The sequence below is a fragment of the Nocardioides sp. NBC_00368 genome, from assembly GCF_036090055.1.
In the GTDB taxonomy this organism is placed as follows: Bacteria; Actinomycetota; Actinomycetes; order Propionibacteriales; family Nocardioidaceae; genus Nocardioides.
The window spans coordinates 1,522,393-1,537,139 of record NZ_CP107970.1; the positions used below are offsets into that span (position 1 = coordinate 1,522,393).

A 14,747-nucleotide genomic window follows, 5' to 3' on the forward strand; every position below is an offset into this window, starting at 1 on the left:
GATGGCTGCACTGATCTCCACGTACGCCGTGGCCGACCGTCCGCTCAAGGCCCACCCGGGCGTGGGCGAGACGATCAGCCAGACGCTGACCATGGCGCGCCGGGCGTACATCAAGATGATGCGCAACCCCGAGCAGTTCTTCGACGTGACGATCCAGCCGCTGCTGTTCACCGCGATGTTCGCCTACATCTTCGGCGGCGCGATCTCCGGTGACGTGAAGGCCTACCTGCCGACCATCATCACCGGCATCCTGGCCCAGACCGCGCTGACCGCCTCGATGGCTCGCGGCACCCAGCTGCGCGAGGACATGGACAAGGGCGTCTTCGACCGGTTCAAGGCGCTCCCGATCGCCCGGATCGCGCCGCTGGCCGGACCCGCCGTGGCGGACCTGCTCCGCTACGGGATCGCGGCGACGCTGACGGTCCTGGTCGGCCTGCTCATGGGCTACCGGCCCGGCGGCGGCGTCGGCGGAGTGCTCGCCGGCTGGGCGCTGACCATCTTCGCCGGCTGGTCGCTGAGCTGGATCTTCACCTGGCTCGGCACGGTCCTGAAGACCGCGGGCGGAGTGCAGGGTCTGGGCATGATGATCATGTTCCCGCTGACCTTCCTCTCCCCCGCGTTCGTACCGAAGGAGACCATGCCGGTCTGGTTGCAGCACTTCGTCGCCGTCAACCCGGTCACGCTGGTCATCAACGCCACCCGCGACCTGATGAACGCCGGGGACCTCACCCTGAGCGTCGTCTGGGCGCTCGTCGGGTGCGCCGCGGTGGTCGCGGTCTTCGCGCCGCTCTCGGTGTGGAGCTACAGCAAGAAGCTCTAGGCCGTCGAGCCCAGCCGCGCGATGACGCCGCGGGCCTCGTCCAGCAGGGCGAGCCCGCGGCGATCGCCGTACTCGGCCGAGACCCGGTCGAGTACGCCCGGCGCGAGCCGCGCCGCGTCGGCGACGGCGAGCTCCCAGCGCATGTCGAGGAAGGACCGGGAGTAGCCGAACCGGTCGGCCAGCACCAGCAGCCGCACCGACTCCTCGCGCGGCAGCGCGTCCCGCAGAAGACCCCAGACGCCCAGCGCGAGGAGCATCATGCCGGTCACGGGATAGTCCTGGGACCGGCGCTCCCGGGAGACCAGGCGGGGCGCCTTCTCCATCAGCACGCCGAAGAGATCGGCGCCGTCGGCCCCGTCGCCGTGGCGTGCACAGCCGACCACGGTGACGGCCTCGGCCGCGACCCGCCACGGGACGAGGTCGGGGTCGTCGTTGAATCCCGGGAACGGCAGCTCGCCCATCGTCGCCACCACCTCGCGGAACAGTGCCAACCCCTCTCCGACCCGTCCCTGGGCGAGCAGGACCTGCGCCCGGGCGCCGTGGACGGCGCCCCGGGAGCCGAAGCCACCGCGAGGCTGCTCCTCGGAGAGCTCGGCGAGGATCTCGGCGGCCTCCTCGAGGCGCCCCTGCTCCACCGCGTACGTCACCAGGATCGCGCGGGTCTGGACGAGGTCGTCGTCGGCGCCGAGTCGGCGCAGGACGGGGACGGCCTCGCGGGCATGGTGAGCGGCCGCGCCGAGTCGGCCGAGCTGGGCGTGGAGACCGCTGAGCTGGGCGTGCAGCATGGCGCGCGGCCAGGGTCCTCCCTCGGCGCCGGTCAGCCGCAGCGCCTCCGTCCCCGCGGCGAGCGCGCCCTCGGGATCGCCGAGGTTCTCCCGCTCGTGGCTGAGGAAGGTGTAGGCACGGGCGCGCACCTCCGGGTCGGGATCGTCGATCAGGTCGGTCAGCTCGCCCTCCAGCGGACGGCCGGGCTCGCCGGCGCGGGCGACCGTCGCCGCCATCGCCTGCATGACCTTCAGCATCACCCTGAGCTGCGGGTCGGCGGCGTCGGTGCCGACCCGGTCGAGGATCCCCATCAGCCGCTCCAGCCCGGACCCGCCGGTGACGGCCGCGCCGAAGAGCAGCAGGGCCAGGACGAGGCGGGTCTTCTCCAGCATCTCGGCAGGCGGCTCCCACTCGGCGAGGAGGTCGGCGACGGGCCCGGCCAGCATGATCACGCGCTGGTGCTCTCCCGCGATCGTCCAGAAGACGCCCAGCGCGCAGAAGAGGCGGATCACGGACTCGGCCTCGTCGTCGGCCAGGACCTGGCGCAGGATGTCGGCGAGGTTGCTCTCCTCCGCCCGCAGCTCGTCCATGGCGTCGAACTGCTCCGGCGAGTAGATCCGGCCCGCACCCGAGTCCGCGTACGCCGTGGCCCAGGCTCGCTGGGCGGCCCGGGCGGCGTCGTCCTCGCCGGCGTCGATGAGCTGCATCCGGCCGAACTCACGAACGGTCTCGAGCATCCGGTAGCGGAACCCGAGCGGTGCCTCGACGACCGTCAGCAGGGACTGGTCGACCAGCTCCTCGATCGCCGCGAACGCATCGGTGCCGAGCATCGCCTCGGCGGCCGCGAGCGTGAAACCGTCGTGGAAGACCGAGAGCCAGCGCATCGCCCGCCGCTCGCGCTCGGAGAGCAGGTTCCAGGACCAGTCGATGACCGCGACCAGGGTCTGGTGACGGTCGGGGGCGTTGCGGTCGCCACCGCGCAGCAGCTCGAACCGGTTCTCCAGCCGCCGGGCGATGTCGGCCACCGACATCGCCCGGACCTTGACCGCGGCCAGCTCGATCGCCAGCGGCAGCCCGTCGAGCCGGGTGACGATCTCGTCGACGCGGCCCTCGTCGAGGTGGACGCCGGGACGGGCGGCGACCGCTCGGCGCCGGAACAGCTCACTGCCGTCGTACGCTCCCAGCCGGCCGAGCGGGTAGACCCGCTCCGCGCCGATGGCGAGCGGGCTCCGGGAGGTCGTCAGGACCGTCAGGTCGCGCACCGTCGCGACCAGGAAGGCGGTCAGATCCGCGACGGCGGCCACGATGTGCTCGCAGTTGTCGAGCACGAGCAGGGTCGGCGCTCCGTCGAGCTGCTGCGCGATCCTCGACCGCACGTCGGCCCGCTGCTCCGGAGTGAGCCGGTCGCGGCGGGCGACCGAGTCGCGCACGCCGAGCGCTGATCCCACCTCGCTGACCAGGTCGTCGGGCGCGGTCACGCCGACCAGCTCGACGAAGTGGACCACCGGCTGCTCGGCATCGTGGGCGATCACCTGGGCCAGGCTGGTCTTGCCCAGACCGCCAGGCCCGAGGATCGTGACGACTCGTGAGCCCTTCAGCAGGGCGGAGACCTCAGCGGTGTCCTGCTCGCGGCCGATCAGCACGTCGGCGTCGTGGCGCAGCCCTGAACGCACCGGGCGGTCCCGCGCGAGCAGCTCGGCATGGACCGCCCGCAGCCGCGGGCTCGGGTCGACACCGAGGCCGTCGGCCAGCCCGGACCGGTACGCCGCGAACCGCTCCAGCGCCGCCGGCACACCGTGCACCGCGGCGACCGCCCGGAGGATCGCCTCGGTGACATCCTCGTCGGGATCGATCCGGTCGAGCCGCTCGAGGAGCGGCAGCGCCTCCGCATAGCGCTTCTCCGCAGCCAGTCGCAGCGCCTGCGGCCGCAGCGACCAGGCGTCGACCTCGGCGGCCTCGAGGCCGAGGCGGTAGCCACGCGGCGTACGCTCGATCGCGCCGGACGCGGTCGCTGTCCGGGCTCGGGAAACGACCACCTGGAGCGCCTTGGCGGGGTTGGCCGGGACGTCGTCGCTCCCCCAGATCTCCTCGACCAGAGCAGCCTCGGAGGCCCCTCGGGGACCGGCCTCGACCAGCGCGCGCAGCAGCGCCCTGGTTCGCTCGCCGGCCACCGGCGCACCCGCCCAGGTGACCTCGTCCAGCACACTCAGCGTCGTCACAGCCGCCATTCTGTCATAGCGATATATCGCGTACGTACGGGATTTCGGCCCTCCCTCGTACAAGTGGAGCCGTCATGGCGAGAATAGGACCGTGACCGTCGAACTGCGCTCTGACAACGCCGCCTCCGTCTCCCCCGCGATCCTGGAGGCGATGGCCGCCGTCAACTCCGGCTCCGCGCTCGCCTACGGAGGTGACGAGGTGACCGCTGCGCTGGAGAGCCGGGTACGCGAGGTCTTCGAGCACCCCACCGCCCGTGTCTTCCCGGTCCTGAGCGGCACCGCCGCCAACGCCCTCTCGCTCTCCGCGATGACCCCGCCGTGGGGCTCGGTCGTGTGCCACGAGACCGCGCACATCCTCGGCAGCGAGGGAGGTGCCACCTCGTTCCTCAGCGGCGGCGCGGTGATGACGGGCATCGCGGGCCAGGACTACAAGGTGGCGCCCGAGGCGCTACAGGCCCACCTGGACGGCGTACGTTGGGGCGACCCGCACCACTCCCAGCCCGCCGTCCTCTCGCTGACCTCACCGTCCGACTACGGGACGGTCTACTCGGTCGCGGAGATCGCCGAGCTCACCGCGATCGCCAAGACCCGCGACCTGCGGGTGCACCTCGACGGCGCCCGCTTCGCCAACGCCGTCGTGGCCACCGGCGCCACCCCGGCCGACCTCACCTGGCGAGCCGGTGTCGACGTACTCTCCCTGGGCGCGACCAAGAACGGCGCCCTCTCGGCCGAGGCGATCGTCTGCTTCACCGACGCCCCCGCCGACGAGCTGGTCTTCCGCACCAAGCGCAGCGGCCACGTCACCTCGAAGATGCGCTACCAGTCGGCCCAGCTGCTGGCCTATCTCACCGACGACCTCTGGCTCCACAACGCCCGCAACGCCAACGAGCGGATGGCCGAGCTCGCCGAGGGCCTCCTGAAGGCAGGCGTACGCATCACCAACTCCGTCGACGCCAACCTGGCCTGGGTCGATCTTCCGGAGGAAACCGCCGACCGCCTGGACGCCGCCGGGGTGCTCTTCCACCGGCTCGACGGCCAGGTCCGGTTCGTGACGTCGTGGCAGACCACGAGCGACGACGTCCGCACCGTGCTGAGCCTCCTCGAGGCCAACGCCGGCTGAGACGTGGCCGAGAGGCGAAATCTGTGAATCCAGGGGGTGAACTCGGTAACCTCTGCCGCCTATGTCTCACGACCTCCAGGTCCCCCACCTTTCCTCCAGCACGACCGTTTCGACCCAGCCTGCCCCCGCGCCGGCGAAGCGGCTGCGTGGCGACGTCCAGGGGTTACGTGCCGTCGCCATCCTGACAGTTCTCGCCGCCCATGCGGGCGTGTCGTGGTTCGCCGGTGGCTTCGTCGGCGTCGACGTCTTCTTCGTCATCTCGGGCTTCCTGATCACCCAGCAGCTCGTCGGTGAGCTCGGCCGCACCGGTCGGATATCGCTGAGACGCTTCTACGCCCGCCGGGCCCGGCGGATCCTCCCGGCCGCCACGTTCACGCTGGCGGCCACCGTGGTGGCCGCGGTCCTCCTCCTGGGCCCGGCCCAGGTGGCCCCGCTCGCCGTCGACGCCGTCTGGGCCTCGGCGTTCGCCGCCAACATCCGGATGGCGATCTCCGGGACCGACTACTTCCAGGCCGAGCTGCCGCCCTCACCGGTCCAGCACTTCTGGTCGCTCGCGGTCGAGGAGCAGTTCTACCTCGTCTGGCCGCTCGTCGCGGTGATCTGCATCGTCCTGGCGAGCAGGATCGCCTCCCGGCGTGGTGACGGTGACATCCATCAGGGCTCGGCACGAGCTCGCCGGTTCCTGCTGGCCGCGATCGCGCTGATCACTCTCGCGAGCCTGACCTGGTCGATCGTCCACACGCCCGGCGAGGCGACCGCGGCCTACTTCTCCTCGCTCACCCGCGCGTGGGAGCTCGGGATCGGCGCGGCACTGGCGATCCTGGTCACCAGCGGCCGGGTGATGCAGCAGCTCTCCGCGGCCCGCTGGGCCCGCTCGGCCCGCGAGATCCTCGTCCTCGGCGGCCTCGCCGCAATCGTCCTCGCCTGCCTGGCCTACGACGAGGCCACCCCGTTCCCCGGCTATCTGGCGGCACTTCCGGTGCTCGGCTCCGCGGCCGTGATCCTCGCCGGCGCCACACCGTCCGGGGACACGACACTCGGCGCCCGGCTGCTGTCGATCCCGCCGATGCGGGCGATCGGTGACTGGTCCTTCTCGCTCTACCTGTGGCACTGGCCGCTCCTGGTGCTGCCCGAGATCGTCCTGCAGCGCGAGCTCAGCTGGCCCGAGCGCGGCCTGGCCGTCGCGGGGGCGTTCGTCCTGGCGTACGCCTCCTTCCGGCTCGTCGAGGCGCCCTTCCGCGAGGGAGCGGTCTGGCGGCCGACCAGGCGCGCGCTGACCTTCTACCCGATCAGCATCGGGCTCGTGGCCACGATCGCGTTCGGGGGCACCGTCTACGCCGACTTCGAGGCCACCCGCGGCTCCTACCAGCCGGCGGTCACGCTGGCCGACGCCCCCGCGGCCGATCCGTCGCTCGACGAGCAGGAGGCGCTGGTGCGCGCCTCGGTCCTGGCTGCCCGGGACGACACGCCGGTGCCGACCGAGCTCCGGCCCGAGCTGACCGAGCTCGACTCCCTCAAGCCGCACCGGACCCGGTGCGACTACACCGACGACAGCGAGCGCGACCTGTGCGTCGACGGCGACCCCGACGGCGACCGGACGATGGTGGTCTTCGGCAACTCCCACGCCCTGCACTGGGTCCCGACGCTCGACCGGATCGCGAAGCAGCACGGCTTCAAGGCCTACTTCCTGGTGAAGAACCGCTGCGTGTCCGCCTCCATCACGACCGACCGCGGCGGCGAGAAGGACCCCTACACCGAGTGCGACGACTTCAACCGGTGGGCCTTCAAGCAGTACAAGCGCCTCGACCCCGACCTGACGGTCGTCTCCACCGCCCCGCCCATCCAGGGGGTCTACGACGAGGGCGGCGCCTGGGTCGGTGAGCGCCACCGGATCGACGAGCTCATGCACCCCGCCTACACCGACTTCCTGCGCCGCGTGGACAGGCACACACGACGTACGGTGCTGATCCGCGACATCCAGGGCTTCGACGCCAACGCCGGGACCTGCCTGTCCCGGCCCGGCGCCACCCTGGGCGACTGCCTGATGAACGCGGACGAGGACCGTGAGGCCTCGATCGACGTCCAGACCCGCGCAGCCGAGGAGGTCGGCGTCGACGTCGTCGACATGAGCTCCTACTTCTGCTGGGACGGCTCCTGCCCCGCCGTCGTCGGCGACACCATCACCCACTACGACGGCACCCACATGTCGCACCAGTACGCGCCCCAGCTGGTCGAGCCGCTGTCCCGCCGGATGGGCCTGCGCACCCACGGATAGCACGTACGTAGACAGACCAGGAGGGCCGCTCGCGACGACTCGCGAGCGGCCCTCTGTGGTTCAGGCGATCCTCAGCGCTGGACGGCGCCGGTCAGCTCGGCCGCCTTCGCGACCGCCGCGTCACGAGCGGCCGCGGTCTCCTCGGCCTTCAGCGTGCGGTCGGCAGCGCGGAAGCGGAGCGCGAAGGCGAGCGACTTCTTGCCCTCGCCGACCTGGTCGCCCTCGTAGACGTCGAAGAGCCGCACGGTCTCCAGCAGCTCGCCGGCACCCTCGCGCAGGGCCGCCTCGACGGCTGCGACGGTGACGTCGGTCGACACGGTCAGCGCGACGTCCTCCTTGGCCACCGGCATGGTCGAGAAGACCGGGCCGGCAGCGGTGGCGGGCACCTTCGAGATCAGGAAGTCGAGGTCGATCTCGACCGCGGCCGAGCGGGCCGGCAGCCCGAACGCCTTACACACGTTCGGGTGCAGCTCACCGGCGTGGCCGAACTCGACGCCGTCGACGGAGACGACCGCGCAGCGACCCGGGTGCCACGGCGCCCGCGTCGCCGAGGCGACCTCGACCGCGACCCCGAGCTCGGCGCCCAGGCGGCGGACGACGTCGATGGCGTCGGCCCACGAAGCGGTCTCCGCCGAGCCCCACCAGCCTCCCCGCGTACGCTCCCCGGCGAGGACGACGGCGAGGTGCAGCGGCTGGCGCGGGATCGCGGCGAGGAGCTTGTCGAGCTCTTCGGCCGACGGGCGCCGGTCGACGCCGTAGATCGGCGCGGCCTGGTCCACCGGGAACGCGACCGTGGCGGTCTCGAACAGGGAGACCCCGTCCTGACCTCGCGAGACGTTGCGGGCAGCCACCTTCAACAGCCCGGGCAGAAGGGTCGTCGTGTAGCCGGGCTCCTCGCTGCTGAGCGGGTTGGCCAGCTTGACGGTGTGGCGACGGACGTCGTCGGCGGCCAGTCCGAGGCGATCGAAGTCGGCCTCACCCACGAACGGGAAGTCGACGACCTCCACCAACCCGGCACCGGCCAGCGCCCGCCCGATCCGGCGGCGCAGCTGCTGGGCGCGGGTCAGGCCACGGCCGGTCGCCCGGCGCGGCAGCACCGAGGGGACCTTGTCGTAGCCGACGATGCGGGCGACCTCCTCGATCAGGTCGTAGGGATCGACCAGGTCGGTCCGGTAGGTCGGCACCTTCGCGGTCAGCGAGTCACCCTCGACGCTCACCTGACAGCCGACCAGCTCCAGCGACTTCACGACCGTCTCGACGGACACGTCGATACCGATGATCCGGGCCGGCAGGTCGGTGGCGATGGTGATCTCCGTGAGCGGCGCGCGCGTGGCCGGGGAGGCGGTGGGGCCGACCGCGGTCACGCCCTCCTCGACCACGCCGCCGCCGTGCTCCACGAGCAGCTCGACCACGCGCTGGGCCGAGACCGGCGGGAGCAGCCGGTCGGTGCCGCGCTCGTTGCGCTTGCCGGCCTCGGAGGTCAGCTTGTGACGGCGCCCGGTGCGGAACATCGAGCGCGGCTCCCAGTGGGCGACCTCGATGAGCAGGTCGGTGGTGGACTCGGAGACCTCGGTCGTGGCGCCGCCCATCACCCCGCCCAGGCCGATCGGGCCGGAGTCGTCGCAGACGACCAGGTCCTCGGGGTCGAGAACACGGACCGTCCCGTCGAGCGTCTCCAGCTTCTCGCCCGCGTTCGCACGGCGGACCACGATCGGGCCCTGAAGCTTGGCGCGGTCGTAGGCGTGGATCGGCTGGCCGAGCTCGAACATCACATAGTTGGTCACATCGACGGCCAGGGAGATCGACCGCACCCCGACGGCCTCGAGCCGCTTCCTGATGAAGTCGGGCGTCGGGGCGGCCGGGTCGAAGCCGGTGATGGTGCGGGCGACGAAGAAATCGCACCCGTCGGTGTCCTCGATCTCGACCGGGTAGCCGGCGTCGTTGGCCATCGGCGTGTCCCGCTGAGCCGGGTCGTGGAACGGTACGTCGAAACCGAGCGCCGCGTCGCGCGCGACGCCACGCATCGAGAGCGCGTAGGCGCGGTCGGGGTTGATCTCGAACTCGATGATCTCCTCGCCGAGCCCGAGCACCTCGCGCGCGTCGGTCCCGGGCGCGGGAGCGTCGGCAGGGAGGACGATGATGCCGTCGGCCTCCTCCCCCAGCCCGAGCTCACGGGCGGAGCAGATCATCCCGGCCGACATGTGGCCGTAGGTCTTCCGTGCCGAGATCTGGAAGTTGCCGGGCAGCACGCCGCCGGGCAGGATCACGACGACCTTGTCGCCGGGCACGAAGTTGTGCGCGCCGCAGACGATGCCCTGCGGTTCACCGGTGCCGTTGGCGTCACCGACGTCGACGGAGCACCAGTTGATGACCTTGCCGTTCTTCTGCGGCTCTTTCTCGGCGGTGAGGACCTGGCCCACCACGAGCGGGCCCTCGATGCCCGCACCGGAGGTCTCGATCGCCTCCAGCTTGAGGCCGAGCGCGGTCAGCCGGTCGGTGATCTCCTCGATGCCGAGCTCGGCGGGCAGGTCGACGTACTCCTTGATCCAGGAGAGGGGGGCCTTCACAGTTCACTCCCGAAAGCAGTAGTAAGCCGGACGTCACCCTCGAAGAGGGTGCGCAGGTCGGACAGGCCGGTGCGGAACATCAGGGTGCGGTCGATGCCCATCCCGAACGCGAAGCCGCTGTATTTCTCCGGGTCGACGCCGCACGCCACCAGGACGCGCGGGTTCACGATCCCGCAGCCGCCCCACTCGATCCAGCCCTCGCCCTTGCAGGTGCGGCAGGTGACGAGCTGACCGTCCCCGGCGTCGACGACCTGCGCGCCACGGCAGACGAAGCAGGTCAGGTCGACCTCGGCCGAGGGCTCGGTGAAGGGGAAGTACGACGGCCGGAACCGGGTCACGATGCCCTCGCCGAACATCTGGGTGGCGAAGTGGTCCAGGGTGCCCTTCAGGTTCGCCATCGAGATGCCCTCGTCGATGGCCAGCCCCTCGACCTGGTGGAACATCGGCGAGTGGGTCGCGTCGTACTCGTCGGTGCGGAAGACGCGGCCGGGGCACACCACGTAGATCGGCGCCTCGCGGGTCAGCATCGTGCGCGCCTGGACGGGGCTGGTGTGGGTCCGGAGGACCACGTGGTTCTCGGCCGGCTCGGTCCAGAAGGTGTCCTGCATGGTGCGAGCAGGGTGGTCCGGCCCCAGGTTGAGCGCGTCGAAGTTGAGCCACTCGGCCTCGATGAGCGGGCCCTCGGCGACCTCCCAACCCATCGCCACGAAGATGTCGGCGATGTATTCGGCGCCCGTGGTGAGCGGGTGTCGTCCGCCGGCCGGGACCCGGTCGGTCGGGAGCGTCACGTCGACGGTCTCCTCGACCAGCATCCGCGCCTCGTGCTCGGCCTCGAGCACCTTCTGCCGCGCCGCGAGCGCCTGGTTGACCGCCCCGCGTGCCTTGCCGACCCGCTGGCCGGCCTCCTTGCGAGCCGCCGGAGGCAGTGCGCCGATCTCGCGGTTGGCCAGGGCCAGCGGCGAACGGTCGCCGGCGTGGTCGAGCCGTGTCTGCTTGAGCTCCTCGAGACTGTTCGCGGCGTCGATGGCCACCAGCGCAGCATCGCGCGCGGCCTCGACCTCCTCAGCCTTCAAGGGGGTGACCTCTACCGGGTCATAGTCGGTGTTGGGACCGGACATCACTGGCTTTCGTCGTCTGATGACTCAGTTGTCATGAATGAACGACAGTCTAGGAACCTCGCCCGTCCGCGCGCGAACCGGACATCCCGCGGACCTCGCGCGCGGGCGTGCGAACCGCCACCGTCGACACGTTGTCAAGGTCCTGCGGTCCTTGTATCTCTTCCGTTGCCGGAGTGATAGTAAAAGCATGCCCCGAGTAGACGGCCCGGCTAGCGACCTCCTACTCAAGACAGGTCGCTTCTTCACCAGATGGGACGAGACCGACGACGGTCGCGCGGTCTTCCGCGAGGGCGGCCGGGCCGGTGACGTGTTCTACCGGGACCGTTGGAGCCACGACAAGGTGGTCAGATCCACCCACGGGGTGAACTGCACCGGCTCGTGCTCGTGGAAGGTGTACGTCAAGGACGGCATCATCACCTGGGAGACCCAGCAGACCGACTACCCCTCCGTCGGCCCCGACCGACCGGAGTACGAACCCCGCGGCTGTCCTCGCGGGGCGGCCTTCTCCTGGTACACCTACTCCCCCACGCGCGTCAGGTATCCCTACGTACGCGGTGTGCTCCTCGACCTCTTCCGGGAGGCCAAGAGCCGCACGGGCGGGGACCCGGTGGAGGCCTGGGCCGACATCCAGTCGGACCCTGCGCGCCGCCGCCGCTACCAGCAGGCGCGTGGGAAGGGCGGCCTGGTGCGGGCGAGCTGGGACGAGGCGCTCGAGATCGCCGCCGCCGCACAGGTCCACACCATCAAGACCCACGGCCCCGACCGCAACATCGGCTTCTCGCCGATCCCGGCGATGTCGATGGTCTCCCACTGTGTCGGCACCCGCTACACCCAGCTCATCGGCGGGGTCATGACCAGCTTCTACGACTGGTACGCCGATCTCCCGGTCGCCTCTCCTCAGGTCTTCGGCGACCAGACCGACGTGCCGGAGTCCGGCGACTGGTGGGACTCGACCTACCTGATGATGTGGGGATCGAACGTCCCGGTCACCCGCACCCCCGACGCCCACTGGATGGCCGAGGTCCGCTACCGCGGCACCAAGGTGGTCACGGTCAGTCCCGACTTCGCCGACAACACCAAGTTCGCCGACGAATGGCTGCCCGCCCAGGCCGGCACCGACGCCGCGCTGGCGATGGCCATGGGCCACGTGATCCTGCGCGAGTTCTTCGTCGAGAGGCAGACCCCGTTCTTCGAGGACTACGTCCGCACCTACACCGACCTGCCTCACCTCGTCCGTCTCGAGGAGAAGGACGGAGCGTACGTCCCCGGGAGGTTCCTCACCGCTGCCGACCTCGGCCCTCTCCTCGACCCGCTGACCGGGGAGACACCGCCGGAGGACCGCTGGAAGACCGTGGTCATCGACGAGGGCTCGGGCGCCCCGGTCGTCCCGAACGGCTCGATGGGCTTCCGCTACGCCGACTCCGGGAAGGGCAGGTGGAACCTCGACCTGGACGGCGTACGTCCCCGGCTCACCCTCCACGGAGACGGCGAGGCCGTCGAGCTGCTGCTGCCGGCGTTCACCAGCCCCGACGGCACCGGAGAGGTGCTGCGCCGCGGGGTTCCCGCCACCCGCGTCGGCGGCCAGCTGGTGACGACCGTCTTCGACCTGATGCTGGCGCAGTACGGCGTGGGCCGCGACGGACTGCCCGGCCTGTGGCCGGACGGTTACGAGGACCCGGACGTGCCCTACACCCCGGCCTGGCAGGCGGAGATCACCTCGGTCCCGGCCGAGGCCTGCCTCCGGATCGCCCGGGAGTTCGCCACGAACGCCGAGGAGTCCCGGGGCCGGTCGATGATCATCCTGGGCGCCGGCGTGTGCCAGTGGTTCCACGGCGACACGATCTACCGCTCGATCCTGTCCCTGCTGATCCTGACCGGCTGCATGGGCCGCAACGGCGGCGGCTGGGCGCACTACGTCGGGCAGGAGAAGTGCCGCCCGATCACCGGCTGGATCTCGCTCGCCAACGGCCTCGACTGGTCTCGGCCGCCACGGACGATGACCGGCACCTCGTTCTGGTACATGCACACCGGGCAGTGGCGCAACGACGGCTACAGCGCTGACTCCCTGGCCTCGCCGCTGGCCGAGGGACACCTGCGCGGGCACACCGCCGACGTGATCGCCACCTCCGCGGCCAAGGGCTGGATGCCCTTCTACCCGCAGTTCGACCGCAGCTCGCTCGACGTCGCCGACGAGGCAGCGAAGGCCGTCACCGCCGGATACGCCGAGAATCCCACCGCCTACGTCGAGACCGCCCTGGCCGAGGGCACCCTCCGGCCCGCCATCGCCGACATCGATGCCCCCAGCGCCTGGCCGCGGACGCTGGTGCTGTGGCGTTCGAACCTGCTCGGCTCCTCGGCGAAGGGCAACGAGTACTTCCTGCGCACCCTGCTGGGCACGCACCACAACGTCCTCGGCACCGAGAACCCCAACACCCCACGCCCGAAGGGCGTCCACTGGCACGACCAACCGCCGGAGGGGAAGCTCGATCTGCTCGTCTCGGCCGACTTCCGGATGACCTCGACGACACTGCTCTCCGACGTCGTCCTCCCGGCGGCGACCTGGTACGAGAAGCACGACCTCTCCTCCACCGACATGCACCCGTTCGTGCACGCCTTCACCCCCGCGATCGACCCGCCCTGGGAGGCGCGGACCGACTTCGACCTCTTCCACGGCCTGGCCGAGAAGCTCTCCGACCTCGCCCGCAAGCACCTCGGCACCCGCAAGGACATCGTCAGCGTCCCGCTCCAGCACGACACCCCTGGCGAGACCCCCGCCGACCCCGGCCAGACCCGGCCGGTGATCGCCGTGGTCGAGCGGGACTACACCGCGATCGCCGACAAGCTGGCCTCGGTCGGGCCGCTGGCCGACACCCTGGGCTTCACGGTCAAGAACATCACCTACCGGGTGGAGGAGCAGACCGCGAAGCTGGCCCGGCAGACCGGCGTCATGCCGAGCGGTCCGGCGGCGGGCCGCCCGGCGATCGACACCGACGAGAAGCTGGCCGAGGCGATCCTGCTCCTCTCGGGCACCACCAACGGCGAGCTCGCCGTCCAGGGCTTCAAGACCCTCGAGCAGCGCGTCGGCAAGAGGCTCGCCGACCTCGCCGAGGGCTCGGAGGAGAAGCGGATCACCTTCGCCCAGACGCAGTCCGCCCCGGTGCCGGTGATCACCTCGCCGGAATGGTCCGGATCGGAGACCGGCGGCCGCCGCTATGCCCCGTTCACGGTCAACATCGAGCGTCTCAAGCCGTTCCACACGCTGACCGGGCGGATGCAGTTCTACCTCGACCACGACTGGCTCACCGACATCGGTGAGGCGATGCCGCTCTACCGTCCACCGCTGGACATGCACCGGCTCTTCGGCGAGCCCCGGATCGGCCCGGACGGCGCCGCCCAGGTCACCGTCCGCTACCTGACCCCGCACTCGAAGTGGTCGATCCACTCCGAGTACCAGGACAACCTGTTCATGCTCTCCCTCTCCCGGGGCGGTCCCACCGTCTGGATGTCGCCGCAGGACGCCGAGGCCATCGACGTACGCGACAACGACTGGGTCGAGGCCACCAACGCCAACGGCGTCGTGGTAGCCCGTGCCGTCGTCTCCCACCGGATGCCCGAGGGCGTCGTCTACATGCACCACGCCCAGGACCGCACCATCGACGTACCGAAGTCGGAGACCACCGGCAGACGCGGCGGGATCCACAACTCCGCCACCCGGCTGCTGATCAAGCCCAGCCACCTCATCGGCGGCTACGCCCAACTCTCCTACACGTTCAACTACCTCGGCCCGACCGGCAACCAGCGAGACATGGTCGCCACGGTCCGCAAGCGATCGCAGAAGGTGACCTACTGATGCCCCGGAGCGG

Annotated in this window: 7 protein-coding genes; 4 read left to right on the forward strand and 3 right to left on the reverse strand. The window is 70.8% G+C overall.

What is annotated here, in order from left to right; translation table 11 throughout:
- Position 1: 1 nt before the first annotated feature.
- Complete coding sequence (locus OG984_RS07280) at positions 2 to 820, forward strand: ABC transporter permease (protein WP_328530924.1); 819 nt, start codon at positions 2 to 4, stop codon at positions 818 to 820.
- Here the strand turns inward: OG984_RS07280 and OG984_RS07285 are convergent.
- Positions 817 to 3,804, reverse strand: a complete 2,988-nt coding sequence (locus OG984_RS07285) for an ATP-binding protein (RefSeq protein WP_328530925.1) — start codon at positions 3,802 to 3,804, stop codon at positions 817 to 819. The two genes, OG984_RS07280 and OG984_RS07285, sit on opposite strands and share 4 nt — an antisense overlap.
- Positions 3,805 to 3,895: 91 nt before the next feature.
- On the opposite strand from OG984_RS07285, the gene OG984_RS07290 reads away from it, so the two are divergent.
- Both OG984_RS07290 and OG984_RS07295 read left to right on the forward strand, forming a co-directional pair.
- Positions 3,896 to 4,924, forward strand: coding sequence for a threonine aldolase family protein (locus OG984_RS07290; protein WP_328530926.1), 1,029 nt, complete (start codon positions 3,896 to 3,898; stop codon positions 4,922 to 4,924).
- A 61-nt stretch (positions 4,925 to 4,985) separates the two neighbouring features.
- Positions 4,986 to 7,199 (forward strand): acyltransferase family protein, encoded by a 2,214-nt coding sequence (locus OG984_RS07295; protein ID WP_328530927.1) that lies wholly within the window; start codon positions 4,986 to 4,988, stop codon positions 7,197 to 7,199.
- Between the two features lie 71 nt (positions 7,200 to 7,270).
- Here OG984_RS07295 and pheT read toward each other — a convergent pair whose 3' ends face one another.
- Positions 7,271 to 9,766, reverse strand: coding sequence for a phenylalanine--tRNA ligase subunit beta (gene pheT / locus OG984_RS07300; RefSeq protein WP_328530928.1), 2,496 nt, complete (start codon positions 9,764 to 9,766; stop codon positions 7,271 to 7,273).
- Complete coding sequence (pheS, locus tag OG984_RS07305; protein WP_328530929.1) at positions 9,763 to 10,884, reverse strand: phenylalanine--tRNA ligase subunit alpha; 1,122 nt, start codon at positions 10,882 to 10,884, stop codon at positions 9,763 to 9,765. Before pheS ends, pheT begins: the two co-directional genes overlap by 4 nt.
- 187 nt (positions 10,885 to 11,071) lie before the next feature.
- Between pheS and OG984_RS07310 the strand changes: the two genes are divergently transcribed.
- Positions 11,072 to 14,734, forward strand: coding sequence for a nitrate reductase subunit alpha (locus tag OG984_RS07310; protein ID WP_328530930.1), 3,663 nt, complete (start codon positions 11,072 to 11,074; stop codon positions 14,732 to 14,734).
- Positions 14,735 to 14,747 lie beyond the last annotated feature (13 nt).